This is a genomic window from Algoriphagus boseongensis, from assembly GCF_004362805.1.
Classification (GTDB): Bacteria; Bacteroidota; Bacteroidia; order Cytophagales; family Cyclobacteriaceae; genus Algoriphagus; species Algoriphagus boseongensis.
The window spans coordinates 871714-890642 of sequence record NZ_SNYF01000005.1; the positions used below are offsets into that span (position 1 = coordinate 871714).

Sequence of the window (18929 nt, forward strand, 5' to 3'; positions counted from 1 at the left end):
AAAAAAATATTTACTAAATTTACCTTACACCAATCAATCTTTATTAAAAATGAAAAAGTTAAAGTCATTTATTGCCCTTTCCTTGATAGCTGGTTTTACGTCAGCTACATTGTTTACTTCTTGCGGAGGTAAAAAAGAGGAAGCTACAGAGGAGACTACTGAGCAAATGGAAGGCGAGCATCCTGCTGAAGGAGGAGAACATCCTGCAGAGCATCCAGCTTCAGATACTACTGCAACAGACACCACTGCTGCAGGATAATCCTCGGGTATTTAGAAAACAAAAGGTTGCCAATTGGCAACCTTTTTTCATTTTATGACTTTCGCATAAAAGTAAATCGGGTAGGTGCTTTGATTTCTTCTCCCTTCACTTCCAAATAAGGATAAGCCAGGAAATTGATAGGTCCAGCAGCAGGAGAGGGGTTGACCTTCAAATCTCTTCCCCTGGTGAATTCAATCCTATTTGCCGGATGCCTTCCAAAATAATAGGTAGCCAAAGCCGTGTATTTATTAGCTTCACTAATGTCTACAGGCCACCATTTTCCATCTGCGTAAAATTCCGCCCAGCAGTGATAACCATCAATTCCGCCTTCATTGCGATCTGAAGGAATGGAAGCACCAATGGCAAATCGAGCGGGTATCCCAACTGATCTTGCCAATGAAATAAAGAAAGAATGAAACTCAGAGCAGTTACCAGTTTTTGAGTCACAGGCGTAATTGGAATCTCCTCGTCCAAAGTTTCCAAATTTCATATATCGCATATTGTCAATGATATAATCGTAGAGCGCTCTGGCTTGAACTAGATGAGAATCATTGATTTTATCTCCAATTGCTTCAATTGCTATTTCCTCAAATCTTCCCCCTTTGGGCATCAAAATATTGGAGGCAAGATCCACTTCAGGATTTGGAGAAGGAGCTTCGTAAGGACCCTTTTCTTTCCGGTCTACAGCATAAGAAATATTGATTTCCTTTCCGCTGTCTTCTGGACTTAGCTCCCAATACAAAATGGTGTTTTTATTTACCGGATCAGCCAGTTTTTTGGGTTCTTTTGGAGAGCTGATATCAAGAAGAGTAACTTCCTGAAATGGATCCGATTCAGCTAAGGGAATCCAAATTTTGGCCTTTTCATCCAAAGGGGGAACCGTCACGGTATAGTAAAATTCAAAGCTGTCTTTGCCCTCTATGACGCCAAGAAGGGAGTTGTCGGTCTGTTCCATAGGTACTCTATACCAAGTTTTATCAGTTTTTTGTTTCCAGCTGTAGAAAGGCTTGCCGTTAAGTTTGTGCACGGTAGTTTGGGTTACATCCATCTCTCCAGGTTTTCCATTCATGAAAAAATCCACATCATATACATCCCCGGATTCATCTACCAAATCCACACACGCAAAATGACTTTCAGGTCCAAGGTTGGAGAGGTATTCTGTATGGACTCGGACGAGTTTCATTTTCAAGTCATGATTTTCATCCTTCACGGGAAAAATTCCTCCATTCTCCAAAGTTTTAGCATCAATATAGGCTTTGATTCCAGCTTCAATTTCAGTGATAGCGATCCTTGGAGGCTTGGGACTTGTCGTGATTTTTTCCTCAGGTTTGGAGCAGGAGGCAAGAATGAAAACAAGTATGACAATCCTGTATGAATAAAGGAATGAGGTAAAATTCTTCATGTTGGAAAAGGATATTTTCAAATTAATTCAATGGCTAAGTTACCCAAGCCAAGCGTTTAATAAAAGGTAAAACAGGGAAGGGGAAAGTAAACAGCCAAGCCCAGTATAAAATGTTGCGGTTACAGCTCCATAAGGGACAAGTTTAGGATCAGTTGCAGCCAAGCCTGCGGCTACTCCGCTGGAGGTGCCCATGATTCCTCCGAAGGCCATAGCTGCACCAGGATTATCCAATCCAGTCTTTTTGGCAAACATGGGAGTCAAAATAGTCACTGCAATTGTCTTTATCACACCAGTTCCAATACTCAAAGCTATAACTTCCGAACTTGCTCCTAATGCTCCCCCTGTGACTGGCCCGACAATGTAAGTGCATGCTCCTGCTCCTATGGTACACAGACTAACCGCATCTCTGTATCCTAAAATCCATGCTAAAACAACCCCTGAAACAAAGAAAACTGCAATACCTAAAACCAAGGAAACCAGTCCCAATAGACCGCTTCTTTTAATTAAAATATAGCTCGCGCCTAAGGCTGTGGCGACAATGGCAAAATCCCTGAACATCGATCCGCCCAATAAAGAAAGTCCTTGGAAAAGCTTCAAATCAGCCAAACCTTTCTCTCCATTGGCTAATACGCCTCCTAAATAACCAAAGAATAAGGCCATGAAAATTGCTATTGCCGAGCCCGGAATTCTGGAGTTAAGGACTCTTTTGGAAAAAATATCTGTGAGCCAGGTCAATAAGCCAACCAAAAGGAAGGCTACGATCAAGCCGTTTTTATCAATAACCTTGATCAATTCATCCATTTGAAGTGGATTTAAAGGATTTGATCAAAAGCTTAAAAACCCAAAAAGCAAGCAATACAGGAATAATGCCTTCAAGAATGGCTAATGTTCCAGAAGAAAGGGCTGACTTCACATTCAAACTTGCCGCCATGGCAATCACAACCGGGATGTATAACTTATTCCAAAATTCAATTCCAAACTCTAGCTCGCTTTTCCAGCAACCTTTTTTAGTTCCGTATTCCTTGATTCCCAATAGGAAAAGCATAGCAAAACCAACTCCTCCCACATTGGCTTGAATTCCCAGCCAAGAACCTAAAAGTTCACCACACCACATGCCGGTCAAAAATGCAAACGAGAGTAATGCCAATCCTTTGATCATAATCAGTTTTGGGTTGAGAACATTTTCTTTAAGTCATTTTTCACGACTTTTCCCATGGCATTTCTCGGAAGCTCTTTAAGAATAAGGTAATTACGAGGGGTTTTATAAGCTGGCATTTGGGCTCTCATCCAATCTTTTAAAGCTTTTAAGTCAAGGGTATTTTCAGCCACAACGCCCGCAGAAACTAACTCCCCCCATTCTTCATCCGGGATTCCTACCACACCACAGTCTTTTACATCCGGATGCCTTCTTAAGATTTCTTCAATTTCAAGGGCGGAAATTTTATAGCCTCCTGATTTGATAATATCCACTGAATCTCTACCTAAGATTCGGTAATACCCTTCATCAATTACCGCAATATCGCCGGTTTTGAACCATCCATCTTCGGTAAATGATTTACTAGTTGCTTCTGGCTTTTTCCAATATTCCTTGAATACTGAAGGGCCTTTAATCTGAATCTCTCCCGGGCTTCCAGGAACAATTGGATTATTTTGTTCATCAACCAACCTTACTTCAACACCGGGAAGAGGCCTTCCAATATGACCTGCCCTTCGTTCTCCGTCATAAGGGTTGCTTATAGCCATTCCTATTTCAGTCATTCCATAGCGTTCCAGGAGATAATGGCCCGAGATGTCTTTCCATTTTTCCATTACCGAGACTGGTAAGGCTGCAGATCCAGAAACCATTAATCGAAAGTTTTTCATACAGTCGGCAAGGGCCTCTCTTTCAGTTTCTGAATAGGATTCAAATTCGGAAATAAGCTTGAAATAAATGGTTGGAACAGCCATAAATACATTTACCCTGCCTTGGAGAAAAGTCTCAAAAACCTGTTTAGCATCAAATGGGTGAAGGAATTCTACAGTTGCTCCTGCCCAAAGCGTGCAGGAAACTACATTGATTATTCCATGTACGTGGTGAAGAGGAAGTAAGCAAATGGTATAATCTTCGGAGCTCCATTTCCATGCATCGACCAAGGTAGATATTTGAGACTCTATATTGGCATGGGTCGTCAATACTCCTTTGGGAAGACTAGTAGTTCCTGAAGTATATAAAATCATCGCCCCTCTTTCAGGAGAAATTTCAGGCAAATAAGGATGCCCATACCTCACTGATAGTTCTTTCCAAGTAAGCAGCTTGATCCCTTTTTCCTGTGCATAGTCTTCCAAGATTCCCATATATTCTTGGCCTACTATCAGAATTTCGGCCCCGGTATCTTCCAAAACATAAGTCAAAGAAGGCAGGGGATAAGTAATACAAAGCGGAACAGCAATACCTCCAGATTTCCAAATTGCCCACTGTGTCGCAACATAATCGAATCCAGGACTGACCATAAATGCCACTCTGGCTTCATTCAAATCATGCTTTCCTACCAAAAGGTGAGAAGCAATTTGCTCACTTTGATCTTTAAGTTCTTGATAGCTAAAATGATTGCCGTGGTCAACAATCGCTGTTTTGTGAGGAGTCCGATTTACTTGTTCAAATAGGTGATTCATTAGGCAAGTATTTCAGGAAAGATACCCAATTTCAGATATAAGGGAAATTTCTAAACGAGTTCTAAACAAAAAAGCCAACCTACATAAGTGTAAGTTGGCTTTTTTGATTTTAAAATTTTTACCCGATTAATTTAGCCGCAGGCTGATCCAAAAGAGCTAGGGCATTTTCTTGATTTACCTTTCCAGCCGGAATGCTGTAATCTTCATTTAGAAGTCGTTCAACCATTTCTGCCTTTTCCTCTCCTGTAATCACCCAAAGTATTTCTCTTGCTTGATTGATTAGAGGGTAAGTAAGCGTCATTCGTTTTCTTCCTTGATAAGGATCAAAGGTAATGGCCACATTTTGGTCTTTGATCTCGCAAACCTTATCTCCAGGAACCAAAGAGGCTGTATGACCATCAGCCCCCATACCTAAGTGCACCAAGTCAAGAATTCCGTCTCCGGTAATTTCCAGAATGGTTTTTGCATAGTCTAAACATGCCTCTTCTGGATCTTCGGAGATGACATGCATAGGAAAAATATTCACTTTGGTGACAATTCCAGATCCTTCAATTGATTTGAAAAGTTGGGTTAGGTTTCGATCAAGATGCCCATCAGGAGCAATTCTTTCATCTACTTGAAAAATATTGACTTTCGTCCATCGCAAATGAGCCTTGGAAAGAATTTTAAGCATTTCCCAAGGTGTACGTCCTCCGCTGATTGCCATGGAGAAGCTACCTTTAGTATTGATTGTTTCTCGAATCTTTGCTTCTAGATATTCGGCAGCCTTCTGTGCTACCTCATCCGCAGTGGAATAGATTTCAGTTTTCACGGCTTATTTATTTACAACAGGATTATTCCAGCCTCCAAGAGGCATAATCAATTCATCGACTTTTTCTGGACCCCAAGTTCCAGGTTCGTATTCATACACCGGGCAATCCATCTGAAGGTAATCGTCTACTATTTTCCAGGCATCTTCCACATAATCCTGCCTAGCGAATTGAGTAGGATCACCGGCCATGGCATCGGTCAATACCCGCTCATAAGCATCCTTTTCATTTGGGAAAGGAGTAGGATTACCTTGTACTTCTGTCAAGACAGATTGCATATCTTCCTGTGGGGCCATGATCAGCATTCCAAAGGCAATCGTCACATCTGGGCTGATTCTAAAGCGAATGTGATTAGGTTGTTTGGCAATGCTTGAATAGGCAGTAGGCAAATGCTTGAATCTCACCAAAATTTCAGTGGAAGTGACAGGTAGATTTTTCCCGGCACGGATATAAAAAGGTACCCCTTCCCATCTTGGAGATTCGATGTGTAATCTCATGGCTGCAAAGGTTTCCGTTTTGGAATCAGGCTTTACCGCCTTTTCTCCTAAATATCCTGTGTATTGTCCTTTGACTACATCCTGACCTCGAAGTGGGACAATAGCCTGCAATACTTTTACTTTCTCATCTCTTATCGATTCACTGTCCAAAGCCTTCGGTGGCTCCATGGTCAAGTTGCACAAGATCTGAAAGAGATGGTTTTGGATTACGTCTCGGATAGCACCAGTGACATCATAAAAAGCCCCACGTCCAAGAATTCCGAAATCCTCGGCCATGGTGATTTGTATAGATTCGATATGGTCTTTATTCCAAACTGGTTCGAAAAGTGAATTTACAAATCTGAAAAATACCAAGTTATTGACTGGTCTTTTTCCCAAATAGTGATCAATCCTGTAAATGGAATTCTCGGAAAATCTGGAAAGAAGAATTTTATTCAGTTCTCTCGCAGTTTCATAGTTACTTCCAAATGGCTTTTCTACAATAATCCTAGCTCCATCGGCACAGCCAGAAAGGGAAAGCTGTTCGATGATTTTTGGAAATAGGACAGGGGGAATAGCTAAATAGTGGGTTGGATTTTTGGCACTTCCTAGTCCTTTACGTATCCTTTTAAAGGTCTCTGGATCTGTATAGTCACCTCCAACAAACTCAAGCTTGCTACAAAACTTCTGGAAAGATTCTTCCTCGTAATTGCCATGCTTTTCAATACTTTCCTTAGCTCTGGCTCTTAATTTTTCCAAATCATAATCTCCACGGGCAACACCGATGATGGGAACATCGAGGTTTCCTCTTTTAACCATCATGTGAAGAGCGGGGAATATTTTTTTGTAAGCTAGATCACCTGTAGCACCATAAAAGACCAAGGCGTCCGATTTGACTTGAGCCATAAAGCTGTTTAAATATCAGGATAGGTTAAGGAACGTTTTTAAAAACATCCTTAGATTGATTTATTGGGAGGAATTAAACTTTGTATTCCCGTTCCCAAAGGCGGAAACCACCAGTAAAGGCATTTTTGTTTGAGCCAAGCCTGCAATTTTCCGGGATTTCATCCAAAAGCTTTGAATTTCCACCACCAAGCACAATTTCGTCAGGCTGAAAGCAATGGGTAAAGTGCTCGATTGTTTTGGCAACCATCTCTTTCCATTTATTCTTTCCCAGTTTTTTCATGGCTGCGTTGCCTACGTGAGTCTCGAATGTTCCCATTTTGAAGGGTAGGTGACCTCCTTCCAAAGGAAGGATTAGATCTTCAAAAACCATAGCTGTACCTAGGCCAGTCCCAAAACCCATGAAGAGTAATTTTCCGCCTTCATAGCTTCCCAGAGCTTGCATTGCGGCATCGTTGATGATTTTAACGGGTTTCCCAAAAGCTTTTGCAAAGTCAAAACCTTTCCAGCCAGTACCCATATTCACTGGATCAGCGAATATTTTTCCGTGTTTTACTACGCCAGGAAAACCAATGGAAATCACATCGTAAACCCAATCCTTCGCTGCATCTTTGACTAAAGGAACCAACTCTTCTGGCTTAAAATCAGCTCCTGATGGAATTTTAATTCGTTCAGGCTGGTCAGTAGCCAAAATTTTAATATTGGATCCTCCAATGTCAATGACAAGTACTTTCATTTGCAAAGCTTTCTGTTAGGATTGGTAAACACTCAAAATTAGAACCAATCCCCCATTTTTTTTAATAATTCAGAATTTTTTATTGCTTGATAGGAAAAGAGTTTCAATTCCGATATTAACTACTTTTTGAAATCCTATTTGAAAAATAAAATTCTAAAAAGAGGGAATTAAGTTCATTTCAAGAAAATTTATTTTCAGTCTGACTTGAATAAAATAAAAATGGCGGAGAAAACTCTCCGCCATTGGGTGATGTCTAAAAATAAATCCATTAAACAGATACCAGTTTAAAATGAAAATTTGAGGTGTCTTTTTTGTTCCAGGTAATCTCTTTACTAAGGTGATAGAAAGCTTCTAGTAGTGGGGCATTGTTTATTTTTCCCGCATCCACAGCTTTAAAACCGATTAATTCAATTAGCCTTTTTACTCTGATCTTTTCAGGAACCTCATCTCCGCAATAGTAGGTTTCTTTGATGATTCCAAAATTGTCCGAAATTGGATAGTCAATTCCAAGGTTATTGAAGGCTTTGAATAAGAAAGCTTTTGGTGCTGCTTTTTTAATTAGTCTAGTATTGGAGGAAGCTAATTTTTGGTCGTACGTCGCATTTGTACAATCAATAATCAATTTTCCTTCCGTATCTACATTTTTTAAAGCGGTGTAGATATCCTTTAAATATTGATTATCGCAGCAAATCAGGATTATCTCTGATTGAATGATGGCTGATTCAAAGGGACAGATTCGATTATGAAGTCGGTTGAGCATTTTCCATTCGATCTCTTCCGTATCAAAATCATGTCTGACACCAAACACCACGTTGAGTCCAGCGTGGATGTATTTTTTTCCTAAAGTTTTTGCGAGAGATGTCCCGCCTAGAATACCCAGCTTCATAGATTCTGAACTAGTTTAGGTGATAGTTTTAAGTTGGAGACGCCTGTTTGAAATTTCATCTTGCCAACATAAACCTCTGAAAACTAGGATAAATATATCATTTATCAAAATAATATTTTGAAAAAAAGATAAAAACAATATATTATTCAAATAAAGTATTTTGAAATCCAAATATTTTACTTTGAAATACTCCTAGTTCGAAATGACTTAGACGTTATTTCACTAAAAATCAAGATCTAACCTCACGAACAAGTGTTTAGATTCCTGTGTTTTTCATCAAAAACAGTCCTTAAAAAAAATAATGAATCGCCCTGATCTTTTGGTTTTTAATGCAAAAGGAATCTATTGCCCAATAGCCCAAGTCTATATAGATCCTTGGAAACCAGTCAACCGAGCCATTATTACTCACGGGCATTCCGATCATGCACGATTTGGGCATAAGCATTACCTCACTCATCATTCCAACATACCCATTATCCGACATCGACTTGGGCAGATTAATGTAGAGGGCGTGGAGTGGGGTGAAAAATTTCAAATCAATGGAGTAACATTTTCTCTACATCCGGCAGGACATATTTTAGGATCTTCCCAGGTGCGAGTTGAGTATAATGGAGAGATTTGGGTTTTTACCGGAGACTATAAAACCGAGCCAGATGGAATTTGCACACCCTATGAATCGGTTGCCTGCCATACTTTAATTACTGAATGCACCTTTGGGATTCCGGCTTTTAAATGGAAGCCTCAGGAAAAGGTTTTTGATGAGATCAATTTGTGGTGGGATAAAAATAAGAAAGATGGGAAAACCTCTGTTTTATTTGCCTATACGCTGGGAAAAGCCCAAAGAATATTGAAGCATGTGGATTCATCCATTGGACCAATTTATACCCATGGAGCAGTAGAAAACATGACTGATGTTCTTAGACCACAATTGGCTTTGCCTTCCACTACTCAGATTACCCGCGAAACAATAAACAAAGATCTTCGAGGTGCACTAGTAATTGCCCCTCCATCTGCCCATGGGTCTCCCTGGATGCGAAAACTTGTACCCTATGAAACTGGAACATGCTCTGGTTGGATGGCATTCCGGGGTGCGAGAGCCAGAAGAGCAACCGATCGTGGCTTCGTTCTTTCCGATCATTGCGACTGGCAAGGTTTATTGTCAAGTATTCGGGAGTCTGGAGCCGAAAGAGTTATTTGTACCCATGGTTATACCGATATTTTCAGTAGATATCTCAGGGAAATCGGCTACCAGGCTAGTGTAGAAAACACCCAATATGCCGGGGAAAAGGAAGAAACAGAAACCAAGGAATCTGCATGAAGGACTTTGCCAATCTTATTGAGAGACTGGACACGACTACCAAAACGAATCAAAAAGTCGCTGCTTTGGCAGAGTATTTTAAGGAAGCCAGTGAGAAGGATAAGCTTTGGACAATCGCAATTCTCTCACATCGAAGACCTTCTCGCCCAGTAAATACCACACTTTTAAGAGAATATGCAGCAGAATTGGCATCAATTCCACTTTGGCTTTTTGAGGAGAGTTACCATATCGTTGGTGATCTAGCGGAATCAATTGCCTTGATTGTACCAAACGATCAACATGATTCAAAAAAGGAATTGTGGGAAATCTTGGAGGAATTGATTGAGCTAAAGTTCAAAACGGAGCCAGAGAAGAAAGAATATGTTCAGGACCGCTGGATGGGGCTTGACTATTATTCAAGATTCGTCTTTACTAAACTTATCACCGGAGGATTTCGAATTGGGATAAGTCAAAAACTGATGACCAAGGCACTTTCCCAAGTTTCAGGTATTGCTGAAGATGAATTAGCCTACAGGCTGATGGGGGATTGGTCTCCAAGTTCTACCAGCTATGAAGAATTGCTTTTTGGCAGAAACGAACAAGCCTATGTTTCCAAACCCTATCCATTTTACCTAGCCTATGCTTTGGAAGATTCCTTGGAGCAACTTGGAGAAGTAAAGGATTGGTCTGTTGAGCATAAATGGGATGGAATCAGGGGGCAAGTAATTTGTAGAAAAGGGGAAGTTTTTATCTGGACTCGAGGAGATGAATTGGTCACTGAAAAGTATCCCGAACTAGCTACTTTAAAAGATTTTCTTCCGGACGGTATTGTTATAGATGGAGAACTCCTTGCCTTTACCAATGGAGAAATCGGATTGTTCAGTGAGCTCCAAACTCGAATTGGAAGAAAAACACTCAGCAAAAGCATTTTGAGCAAGGTTCCGGTCATTTTTAAGGCTTATGATCTTTTGGAATTTCAAGGCAAAGATTACCGAAAGCTTCCTTATTTGGATAGAAGAAAGCATTTAGAAAAACTGATAGAAGAAACTCCACATCCAGCTTTGCACATTTCTGAGCGCTTTGAATTTAGTAGTTGGGATGAAGTAATTGCCGAACGGGAATTGGCGAGAGAAAAAAGAAGTGAGGGCCTTATGCTGAAAAGAAAGGCTTCCACTTATCAAGTTGGAAGGAAAAAGGGGGATTGGTGGAAATGGAAAATTGATCCATTGACCATAGATGCTGTTTTGACCTATGCCATGAGAGGTCATGGACGTAGAACCAATTTATTTACAGATTATACTTTTGGTCTTTGGCAAGAAAAAGACAATGGAAGTAAAGAGCTTGTCACTTTTGCTAAAGCCTATTCCGGATTAACTGATCAGGAATTTGCCCAGGTTGATGCGATAATCAAGCAGACAACTTTGGAACGATTTGGCCCAGTTCGCAGTGTGGAACCAACCTTAGTTTTTGAATTGGCCTTTGAGGGTATTTCGTACTCGAGTCGGCATAAAAGTGGAATAGCAGTTCGATTCCCGAGAATTGTCCGATGGAGAAAGGATAAAAAGATCGAAGATGCAAATACGCTGGAGGACTTAAAAGCCTTGATTCCAAAGTGATATTTAGTAAAATTTTAAGTCAAGCTTGAAAAAATTATTGGCTTACTTCCCGATACAAAACTTCGAAAAGATATTCGCCAAAAGGTCATCAGTAGTCACTTGACCTGTAATTTCTCCCAAGAAATGTAAAGCTCTTCGGATATCCATTGCTAGGAAATCATTGGTCACCTGATTATCCAATCCTGTCAGGACATCCAATAAAGACTCTCGGGTTTTGGTTAAAGAATCGTAGTGTCTGACATTGGTGACTATGGTGTTTCCGGTTCGGAATTTATCCAAGTTTACCAGTTCCAAAATTCGTGATTTGAGTCCTTCCAGATTCTCTTTATTGCCTGCAGAAATAAAAATAGTGTCTGGATGTTGAGTTTTTAACTGATTGATAATATTCTCTTTAGCCTTATCAATCTTATTTGCAACTTTCAGAAAAGGCACACCCAAATTTTCCAGCTTATTGATGTCGCGATTGATCTCAACTAAGTCCGTATCACTCAAATCAAATAGGTAAAGAATAAGGGAAGCAGTTTTCATTTTTTCCTGGGTTCTGCTTACTCCAATTGCTTCGATGGTGTCAGTTGTTTCGCGAAGGCCGGCGGTATCGATGAACCTAAATATTACTCCACCCAAACTGATTTCGTCTTCAATGAAATCACGGGTAGTTCCCGCTATGTCTGAGACGATTGCTTTTTCCTCGTTCAATAGAGCATTGAGTAAGGTGCTTTTGCCTGCATTGGGTTTTCCTGCTATCACGGTTGGAACCCCGTTTTTGATCACATTGCCTAAGTCAAAGCTTAAGATTAATTCCTCAACGATTCGGAGAATTCTCTCAACCAAAGCTCTCAAATCATCTCTACTTGCGAATTCAACATCCTCTTCCACGAAATCGAGCTCCAGCTCAATCATTGAAGCAAAATGGATCAGTTGATTCCTGAGTTCCTGAATTTCAGAGGAAAATCCTCCTCGCATCTGACTTAAAGCGGCCTGATGACTACTTTCTGAATCTGCATGAATTAAATCTGCAACGGCTTCTGCTTGGGCTAGGTCAAATTGTCCATGAAGAAATGCCCTTTGGGTAAATTCTCCTGGTTTTGCTGGGCGAACTCCCTTTCTAATAAAAAGCTTAAGAACCTGATTGATTATATAGGAAGAGCCGTGTGTAGAGATTTCCACCACATTTTCCTTGGTGAAGGACTTGGGAGCTATGAAAATGGACACCAAAACCTCATCAATGATTTTCTCCCCATCCCGGATAGTGCCGAAATGAATGGTGTGGGAAGCTTGCTTTTCAAGGTTTTTACCATGAAAAACTTCATTGGTAACCTTGATGGCATCTTTTCCTGAAAGTCGGATTACAGCAATTGCGCCGACGCCTTGAGGTGTGGCTAAGGCAATGATGGTGTCTTCGCGATCAGCGAGGGAAAAACTCATGGTTTGATCCGAAAGGCTTTTTCTAGTAATTCATCCAATCCAGCCAAAAACTGTTGAGGTTGGCGGTAACCGGGCAATTGGGCTATATTTTGAAGTTTGGGTTCAATGATCACAAAGTTTGGATAGGAATTTACCCGCATGGCTGCTGCCATTTGTGCTTCATTGTAGGTTTTACCCATGAATTCAAAAGTTCGCTGAGTGTCCTCAGCGTTCAGTTTTACCGCATAAAAATTCTTATTGATATAGTCTACAACCTTAGAATCAGTGAATGTTTCACTATCCATTTTTTTGCACCAGCCACACCAATCTGTGTATACATCCACAATGATCATTTTTGGATTGCTGGAATTAGCCGCGATAGCCTCTTCAAACTTCATCCACTTAATTTGACCTTGGGCGAAACTGGAAATACTGATAAGTAATCCTAAGAAAAAGAGACCTATATATTTCATTTTTTTCATACTCAAATACCTAACGGACTTTCCACTTTGGTAGTTCCTTTTAGCCAAGAAGGTTTCTTTCCCTTAATTAAAGCACTAATTAGGAAAAAGCCACCAGCAACCGTAACCATCATTCCCGCAATGGAACTATCTAGCCAATAGGCAAGATAATATCCAAGTACTGCAATTAAAATGCCTAAGGCTGCGGTGAGCCTCAATAAAGGCATTAAACTCTTGCTCCATAAAAAGGCAGTGGCAGGCGGAACAACCAATAAAGCAACAACCAAAATTGCACCAACGGACTCAAAACTACTTACTGTAGTATAAGAAACCATGCTCATCAGGGCTAAGTTGATCCCTTTGGCGGGAATTCCCATCACGCTGCTAAATCCCTCATCAAAGCTGGTTAGGATTAACTCTTTAAATAAGAGATAAATAAATCCGACTACAAAAAGGAAATTCAGAATGGCAAGCCAAGTAACTCTTGGGCCTAGGTTAAGTCCGCTTTTGGTGATCCAAAGATCAATCGGCAAGTAGGCTATTTCCCCATAAAGCACACATTCTTGATCCAAATCTACTTTGTAGGCAAATAGGTTGATCAGGATAATTCCGATCGCAAAAAGTAGGGTAAAGGTGATTCCTATTGAAGCATCGAGCTGGACTTTTGCTTTTTTCCTCAATCCCTCAATCATCAGCGTAGCTAAAATTCCTAATAATCCAGCTCCTATAATCACCTCCAAACTTCTCTGGCTTCCTGACACAAAATACCCAATGACAATGCCAGGAAGGACGGCATGGGAGATGGCGTCTCCGGTCATGGACATTTTCCGAAGCATCATAAATACACCTAGAAAACCACAGGAGATTGCGATCAGAGCTCCTGTGAAAATGATAAGAAATGCGTTGCTATCGAAGATCATTTTTCTCTCTGGGAATAGTTTCTTGATGTGGATCTAGTGAAGGGAAGTTGAGCCTCTTTTCAAGCAAGGCCTCAAGTTCAGGAGTAAGCAAATGCTCCATCTGCTCAGCTGATTCATGAACGTGATCAGGTGCAATTTTCAGGGATTCATTGAGGTATAATTCCCAAAGTCTGTGGAGTCGGACAATCCTCATTGCTTCCGAAACTCCCGGTTCTTGAAGTGATATAGAGTTTTGACTTTGAACTATATACTTGCTTTTTTGTAAATCAATAATTGATTGGTTGATTTCCTTTTTCTGGTAGGGATAGAGCTCATAGATTTCTTCTATGGTCATACTTTTCCTGCCTTCTTCGAGAGCCTTGTAAAGTGCTTTCAAAAGATGGTCTCGATGGGTTTTTCTCAGATATTTTTTCCTAGAAAGAAATCTGAAAATGATTCCGCTTTTTGGAGAAATCAAAAAAGAAATCAAGGCAATAAGGGAAAGGAAAACTACCACCCAAGGACCGGTGGGCATCTGAGGAAGAACAAAGGAAATGTAGGTTCCTAGGATTCCGGAAATCACTGAAAAAAGTGCAGCTAAAATCAGAAGTGGATTCAGTCGATCCGTCCAAAATCTTGCAGCAGCTCCAGGAGTAATCAACAAGGCCGCCATAAGAACCACTCCAATAGCCTGGATTCCGATGACTACAGCAAGAATCATCAATACATTAAATAAAAAGCGAATGGATTCGATAGGGAATCCGATGGCCTTACCAAAAGAGGGATCAAAAACCATCAATCGAAACTCTTTTAAAAGTAAAGTCAAAACCAAAATGATGGTAAGGGAAAGACCACCATAGATCAAAAGATCCGATTCGGATATTCCGATGGCATTTCCAAAGATGAAGGAATTTAGCCCAGCGATTTCTGGGTTTCCTGACTTTTGAAGGGCCGTTAGCATCACAATTCCTACTCCAAAGAATACGGACAGAATAGTGGCAATAATCGAATCTTCGCTGAGTTTTGTGTTTTTCTTCAACCATGAACTCAGAAAAGTTGCAAATGCACCGGATAAAAATGCACCTGTAACGATATAGATTGGGTTTTTCTCCCCAGCAAGAATAAACCCCATACAAATCCCAGGCAATACCGCATGGGAAATGGCATCTCCCAAAAGGGCTTTTTTATCTAAAAATGAGAATGTACCCACATAGGCAGAACCAATGCCCAATAAGGTAATCCCTATAACCACCCAAGCTACAGATGGATCCTGAAAGGTGAAGAAATAAATAAAATCATCCATATCAGCTTTTCAAAGGATTAAATTCTTTTTTACTGATCAAGTCCGTCACTTTGGTCAAAAGGTTGAGCTTTCCTCCATAGGTTTTGCGAAGCAAGTCTTCAGTCATAACCAGTTCTTTTGGTCCTGAGGCTACCAAATGGAGATTGAGCATAATTACCCAATCGAAGAAATTCATGGCAGAATGAATATCGTGATGGACTACCAGAACTGTTTTTCCGGAAGCTGCCATGTCTCTCAAGAGTTGGAAAATCGCTGTCTCAGTAGCCATATCGACTCCTGCGAAGGGTTCATCCATCAAATACAAATCAGCTTGCTGAGCCAAAGCCCGGGCAATAAAAACCCGCTGCTGCTGTCCTCCTGAGAGCTCGGAAATTTGTCTTTTGACAAATCCGCTCATCCCAACTTGCTCTAAACATTCCAATGCAAGGTCTTTTTCTTTCTTTCCAGGTCTTTTAAATAATCCCAATTTTCCATAAGTCCCCATCAACACCACATCCAAAACTGAAGCAGGAAAATTCCAATCCACAGATTCCCGCTGAGGAACATAAGAAATTCTAGCTCTGACGTCATTCAAGGGCTTATCGAAAATTTTCACATACCCTGAAGTAGGAGAGATCAAGCCCATGATGGCCTTGATCAGGGTAGATTTTCCTGCTCCATTTGGACCAAGGATACCAATAAGCTTCCCTGCAGGTAAGCTAAAGTCCACATTCCAAAGAACAGGAGTTTGGTCATAGCTCACCGTTAAGTCATGTATTTCCAAAACTGGATTTTCTACCTGAGTAATCATGGCAATAGGTTTTTGTAAATGATAGAAAGATTGGTTTCAAACATTCCCAGATAGGTTCCTGCTGGAGTTCCGGGAGCATCTAAACTGTCTGTAAAAAGCGGACCAGCGAGTTTGACTTCTTGATTTTTTTCAGCTGCTCCATTGGCAACTGCCCGAATGGCTTTAGGAGAAATTGTCTGTTCAGCAAATATTGCTTTCACCTGATGCGCCTGAATGATTTTCACCAATTCTGTTAAATCCTTAAGGCCAGGTTCGCTTAAAGTTGAAAGCCCTTGAAGCGAATAAACTGGCATTCCATAAGACTTTCCGAAATAAGCAAAGGCATCATGAGCAGTCACCAAAACCTGATTCTTTGACTTTAATTCATTGACTCGGGTTTGAGCAAGAGCGTCCAGATCTCGAAGTTTTCTCAGGTATTCTTCTGAATTAGATTTAATGCTCGACTCCCATTCAGGTTTCCATTTGATTAATTCTTCGGCTCCGTATGCCAAAGCCTTTGACCACAATTTAACATCAAACCAAACGTGCGGATCTACTGCATGAACCTGTGGTCCAGACCTTAGCAAATCCTCAGCAGGAATCCCTTTGGAGACATTTATCAGACTTTGAGTCAGTGCGAGTTTTTCGAAAATCTCGTTCATTTTTCCCTCCAAAAACAAACCATGGTAAACTACCATATCAGCCTGAGTCAAAAGATCCAAATCCCTAACAGAAGCCTTATACAAGTGAGGATCTACTCCTGCTGGCATCAGGGCTACCACATCGGCATTATCACCTACAATATTTTGGATTCCATCTGCGAGGATACTTGTCGTAGCGACAATCAAAGGTTTTTCCCTTTCCTCATCAGAAATAGGTCTGCAGCCTAGCGCAGAAATAATCGAGATTAGAAAAAAGAACAGTCCCTTTCTCATGATTGGATAATCAAAATGTTGCTTGCGACATCCTTAGACATGAAAATGGTCTTCTTTTGATCTACCAAAATCTCAATAGAACCATCGAATTCGACTTTATCCAAGACCTTGATTCTGGCACCAATGTATGCCCCGACTTTGTCCAGATATCTTAAAAAAGCAGCAGAACTATCCTCAACAGCTACGATCTGTCCCGTCTGGTTTATTTCCATTTCGTTCAACTGAACTCTAGGTCTTGACCGTACATCTCCAAATTCATCCGGGATGGGATCTCCATGTGGGTCAAACTTGGGATAATTTAAAAAAGCATCTAAACGCTGAATTAATAGGGGAGACTGAATGTGCTCCAACTGCTCAGCAACCTCATGGACTTCATCCCAGGCAAAATTCAATTTGTCAACCAAAAATACCTCCCAAAGCCTATGCTTTCGGATAGTCTGAAGGGCATAGCGCTTTCCTGAATCCGTGATCTGAAGTCCATAATATTTCCGGTATTCGATCACTTCCTTTTCGCCAAGTTTCCTGAGCATATCACTTACAGATGCTGGCTTTGTCTTCATTTCTGAAGCAATGTCATTGGTAGAAACACTCTTCTTTCCTCCATCCGAGAGGTGGTAAATGGCTTTAAGATAATTCTCTTCAGCTACAGTCAATTCCATAGAAAATTTATTGATCAGACAAATGTAAAAATATATTTAGGAATATCTAAAAAATAATTTCAATAAAGCTAAATTGATTGTGGAAAAGTCAAAAATTACTGTGTTTTGAGAATTAGGTTGGTCTAAAAATAATTTTAGGCATCATGGTAAAATGTTATATATTATTTATTTATAGGCACTTAAGGCATGGGTATCTGTAGAAAAAACAGGAGGGAGGGCGAAATCAATGAGTTTCCATTTTGTGAAAACCAGTGTAAAAAATAGGGGCTAAGTGGATAAGTCAGAGGACTTTTCCACCATAGATTTCGGCCTTGAAGGGGATTAAGAAAGGAGCTCTTGGATAGCTCTCTGGAAATGAGCTTTTTCACTTTTCCACAAGACAGACTCTGGGGCTGGTGTGGAAAAATAGGTTTTGCACAAGGCAAGTTTAAAATCTAAAAGCCATGATTCCGGCTTAGAAAAATCAACTGAAAACCCGCCTTCAAAAGGCTCGAGGAAACGTTCCCAAATCGGATTTTTCGTTATCAAAACTGGAATCCCAAGGGCTGCACATTCGAATAGTTTCGTGGGCATTTTTTCTTGAATTCCTGGAATGACTCGATAGGGTAACATAGAAAATTCTGAGTTCTGGAGGGTTTTTAGTATCTCCGAATGAGGTACTGGAGATGGACCTATTGAAAGGTAAATTCTTGGATTGTCTTGGACCAGCTTTTCAATTCTTTCCTGGAAATCCTTGATGGGAACATGTCCACATATTTTAAGCTTACTTTGAGGGAAAGACTTTTGAATTTCAATAAACCAGGTAATACCTTCCTCAATCCCAAACTCTGGAGTTAGCGTACCGGTAATCGAAAAAGCATATCCTGAAGCTTTCTGAAATTGAATAGGATCAATTCGTTTAATCTCTCCTTGGAATTTATTCTCCAAAATCATGAAAGGCTTCTTTTCAGGCATTTCCTTTTTATAGCATTTTTCGGCAAGGATGAATAAATCAACTTTGGAAGTAGACTCAGCCCAACCAATGATTTTGGAAAGCTTTTCCTTCTTCTTAGAGGAAAGATTTGGATTTAAGTCAAGGTTCTTTTTGTAATTCTCCTGAACATCATAAACTAAGCGATAACCCAAAATCGCTTTAAAGAAACTAGCAATCGGAAGGTATTCATAGGTACAGGAAATGACGAGCTTTGGTCGGACTGAAAACAATACTTTGCAAAACCTCCACTGGGCTAGAAGCCTGTCCCAAGTGGATTGAAAATGACTCATAGAAGAAAAGAATCGGATTTCTTCTTTTTGTTGTGGCTTTTTGGAAGAAAAGCCTATGATGTTTAGGCTGTATTTATTTGTTTCGCCGAGCGAAAGTGCGAGCTTCTCGTAGGCACGAACATCCTGTATGGGTTTCAAAGTAGAGGCGATCAGAACAGGGATGGTGTTTGCCTTCGAATTCATATCAAACGAAACTAATT

General features: G+C 40.4%; 19 protein-coding genes. 3 read left to right on the top strand and 16 right to left on the bottom strand.

Annotated elements, in window-relative coordinates; translation table 11 throughout:
* Positions 1–49: 49 nt before the first annotated feature.
* Complete coding sequence (locus DFQ04_RS03800) at positions 50–259, top strand: hypothetical protein (protein WP_133552841.1); 210 nt, start codon at positions 50–52, stop codon at positions 257–259.
* A gap of 52 nt (positions 260–311) precedes the next feature.
* On the opposite strand, the gene DFQ04_RS03805 is transcribed toward DFQ04_RS03800, so the two are convergent.
* The 8 genes from DFQ04_RS03805 to DFQ04_RS03840 form a co-directional block, all read right to left on the bottom strand.
* Positions 312–1661 carry a transglutaminase-like domain-containing protein gene (locus tag DFQ04_RS03805; RefSeq protein ID WP_133552843.1) on the bottom strand — a complete coding sequence of 450 codons (1350 nt, stop codon included), beginning with the start codon at positions 1659–1661 and terminating at the stop codon, positions 312–314.
* 39 nt (positions 1662–1700) lie between these two features.
* Positions 1701–2462 carry a malonate transporter subunit MadM gene (gene madM, locus DFQ04_RS03810; protein ID WP_133552845.1) on the bottom strand — a complete coding sequence of 254 codons (762 nt, stop codon included), beginning with the start codon at positions 2460–2462 and terminating at the stop codon, positions 1701–1703.
* Positions 2455–2820 carry a malonate transporter subunit MadL gene (locus tag DFQ04_RS03815; protein ID WP_243739626.1) on the bottom strand — a complete coding sequence of 122 codons (366 nt, stop codon included), beginning with the start codon at positions 2818–2820 and terminating at the stop codon, positions 2455–2457. Before DFQ04_RS03815 ends, madM begins: the two co-directional genes overlap by 8 nt.
* A 2-nt stretch (positions 2821–2822) precedes the next feature.
* Entirely contained in the window at positions 2823–4313 is a 1491-nt protein-coding gene (locus tag DFQ04_RS03820; RefSeq protein ID WP_133552849.1) for an acyl-CoA synthetase, read from the bottom strand.
* Between the two features lie 118 nt (positions 4314–4431).
* Positions 4432–5124 carry a 6-phosphogluconolactonase gene (gene pgl, locus DFQ04_RS03825; protein WP_133552851.1) on the bottom strand — a complete coding sequence of 231 codons (693 nt, stop codon included), beginning with the start codon at positions 5122–5124 and terminating at the stop codon, positions 4432–4434.
* Between the two features lie 3 nt (positions 5125–5127).
* Positions 5128–6504, bottom strand: a complete 1377-nt coding sequence (zwf, locus tag DFQ04_RS03830) for a glucose-6-phosphate dehydrogenase (protein ID WP_133552853.1) — start codon at positions 6502–6504, stop codon at positions 5128–5130.
* A 73-nt stretch (positions 6505–6577) separates the two neighbouring features.
* Positions 6578–7237, bottom strand: coding sequence for an ROK family protein (locus tag DFQ04_RS03835; protein WP_133552855.1), 660 nt, complete (start codon positions 7235–7237; stop codon positions 6578–6580).
* A 268-nt stretch (positions 7238–7505) separates the two neighbouring features.
* Positions 7506–8123, bottom strand: a complete 618-nt coding sequence (locus tag DFQ04_RS03840; RefSeq protein WP_133552857.1) for an NADPH-dependent F420 reductase — start codon at positions 8121–8123, stop codon at positions 7506–7508.
* A 301-nt stretch (positions 8124–8424) separates the two neighbouring features.
* On the opposite strand from DFQ04_RS03840, the gene DFQ04_RS03845 reads away from it, so the two are divergent.
* A complete protein-coding gene (locus DFQ04_RS03845) occupies positions 8425–9441 on the top strand; it encodes a ligase-associated DNA damage response exonuclease (RefSeq protein ID WP_133552859.1) in 1017 nt (338 codons plus the stop codon).
* Positions 9438–11036 (top strand): ATP-dependent DNA ligase, encoded by a 1599-nt coding sequence (locus tag DFQ04_RS03850; RefSeq protein WP_133552861.1) that lies wholly within the window; start codon positions 9438–9440, stop codon positions 11034–11036. Before DFQ04_RS03845 ends, DFQ04_RS03850 begins: the two co-directional genes overlap by 4 nt.
* A gap of 42 nt (positions 11037–11078) precedes the next feature.
* On the opposite strand, the gene mnmE is transcribed toward DFQ04_RS03850, so the two are convergent.
* The 8 genes from mnmE to DFQ04_RS03890 form a co-directional block, all read right to left on the bottom strand.
* Complete coding sequence (gene mnmE, locus DFQ04_RS03855; protein ID WP_133552863.1) at positions 11079–12461, bottom strand: tRNA uridine-5-carboxymethylaminomethyl(34) synthesis GTPase MnmE; 1383 nt, start codon at positions 12459–12461, stop codon at positions 11079–11081.
* A complete protein-coding gene (locus tag DFQ04_RS03860; RefSeq protein ID WP_394345578.1) occupies positions 12458–12913 on the bottom strand; it encodes a thioredoxin family protein in 456 nt (151 codons plus the stop codon). The genes mnmE and DFQ04_RS03860 overlap by 4 nt, the downstream gene beginning before the upstream one ends.
* 11 nt (positions 12914–12924) lie before the next feature.
* Entirely contained in the window at positions 12925–13821 is an 897-nt protein-coding gene (locus DFQ04_RS03865) for a metal ABC transporter permease (RefSeq protein WP_133552867.1), read from the bottom strand.
* Entirely contained in the window at positions 13808–15103 is a 1296-nt protein-coding gene (locus DFQ04_RS03870) for a metal ABC transporter permease (RefSeq protein WP_133552869.1), read from the bottom strand. Before DFQ04_RS03870 ends, DFQ04_RS03865 begins: the two co-directional genes overlap by 14 nt.
* A gap of 1 nt (position 15104) precedes the next feature.
* Positions 15105–15893, bottom strand: a complete 789-nt coding sequence (locus DFQ04_RS03875; protein WP_133552871.1) for a metal ABC transporter ATP-binding protein — start codon at positions 15891–15893, stop codon at positions 15105–15107.
* Entirely contained in the window at positions 15890–16807 is a 918-nt protein-coding gene (locus tag DFQ04_RS03880; protein ID WP_133552873.1) for a metal ABC transporter solute-binding protein, Zn/Mn family, read from the bottom strand. Before DFQ04_RS03880 ends, DFQ04_RS03875 begins: the two co-directional genes overlap by 4 nt.
* The gene (locus tag DFQ04_RS03885; protein WP_133552875.1) at positions 16804–17466 is read right to left on the bottom strand and encodes a metal-dependent transcriptional regulator; all 663 of its coding nucleotides are present in this window, start codon (positions 17464–17466) and stop codon (positions 16804–16806) included. The genes DFQ04_RS03880 and DFQ04_RS03885 overlap by 4 nt, the downstream gene beginning before the upstream one ends.
* A 321-nt stretch (positions 17467–17787) precedes the next feature.
* Positions 17788–18912: a glycosyltransferase gene (locus tag DFQ04_RS03890; protein WP_133552877.1), complete on the bottom strand. Its 1125-nt coding sequence runs from the start codon at positions 18910–18912 to the stop codon at positions 17788–17790.
* Positions 18913–18929 lie beyond the last annotated feature (17 nt).

What these genes read in the sequence shown, in the direction of transcription:
- madM (WP_133552845.1), bottom strand. Translation starts at nt 2,462, where the DNA reads ATGGATGAATTGATCAAGGTTATTGATAAAAACGGCTTGATCGTAGCC.
- DFQ04_RS03880 (WP_133552873.1), bottom strand. Translation starts at nt 16,807, where the DNA reads ATGAGAAAGGGACTGTTCTTTTTTCTAATCTCGATTATTTCTGCGCTA.
- DFQ04_RS03875 (WP_133552871.1), bottom strand. Translation starts at nt 15,893, where the DNA reads ATGATTACTCAGGTAGAAAATCCAGTTTTGGAAATACATGACTTAACG.
- DFQ04_RS03820 (WP_133552849.1), bottom strand. Translation starts at nt 4,313, where the DNA reads ATGAATCACCTATTTGAACAAGTAAATCGGACTCCTCACAAAACAGCG.
- DFQ04_RS03840 (WP_133552857.1), bottom strand. Translation starts at nt 8,123, where the DNA reads ATGAAGCTGGGTATTCTAGGCGGGACATCTCTCGCAAAAACTTTAGGA.
- DFQ04_RS03890 (WP_133552877.1), bottom strand. Translation starts at nt 18,912, where the DNA reads ATGAATTCGAAGGCAAACACCATCCCTGTTCTGATCGCCTCTACTTTG.
- DFQ04_RS03885 (WP_133552875.1), bottom strand. Translation starts at nt 17,466, where the DNA reads ATGGAATTGACTGTAGCTGAAGAGAATTATCTTAAAGCCATTTACCAC.
- DFQ04_RS03845 (WP_133552859.1), top strand. Translation starts at nt 8,425, where the DNA reads ATGAATCGCCCTGATCTTTTGGTTTTTAATGCAAAAGGAATCTATTGC.
- DFQ04_RS03865 (WP_133552867.1), bottom strand. Translation starts at nt 13,821, where the DNA reads ATGATCTTCGATAGCAACGCATTTCTTATCATTTTCACAGGAGCTCTG.
- DFQ04_RS03815 (WP_243739626.1), bottom strand. Translation starts at nt 2,820, where the DNA reads ATGATCAAAGGATTGGCATTACTCTCGTTTGCATTTTTGACCGGCATG.
- mnmE (WP_133552863.1), bottom strand. Translation starts at nt 12,461, where the DNA reads ATGAGTTTTTCCCTCGCTGATCGCGAAGACACCATCATTGCCTTAGCC.
- DFQ04_RS03870 (WP_133552869.1), bottom strand. Translation starts at nt 15,103, where the DNA reads ATGGATGATTTTATTTATTTCTTCACCTTTCAGGATCCATCTGTAGCT.
- DFQ04_RS03860 (WP_394345578.1), bottom strand. Translation starts at nt 12,913, where the DNA reads ATGAAATATATAGGTCTCTTTTTCTTAGGATTACTTATCAGTATTTCC.
- DFQ04_RS03805 (WP_133552843.1), bottom strand. Translation starts at nt 1,661, where the DNA reads ATGAAGAATTTTACCTCATTCCTTTATTCATACAGGATTGTCATACTT.
- DFQ04_RS03800 (WP_133552841.1), top strand. Translation starts at nt 50, where the DNA reads ATGAAAAAGTTAAAGTCATTTATTGCCCTTTCCTTGATAGCTGGTTTT.
- DFQ04_RS03835 (WP_133552855.1), bottom strand. Translation starts at nt 7,237, where the DNA reads ATGAAAGTACTTGTCATTGACATTGGAGGATCCAATATTAAAATTTTG.
- DFQ04_RS03850 (WP_133552861.1), top strand. Translation starts at nt 9,438, where the DNA reads ATGAAGGACTTTGCCAATCTTATTGAGAGACTGGACACGACTACCAAA.
- zwf (WP_133552853.1), bottom strand. Translation starts at nt 6,504, where the DNA reads ATGGCTCAAGTCAAATCGGACGCCTTGGTCTTTTATGGTGCTACAGGT.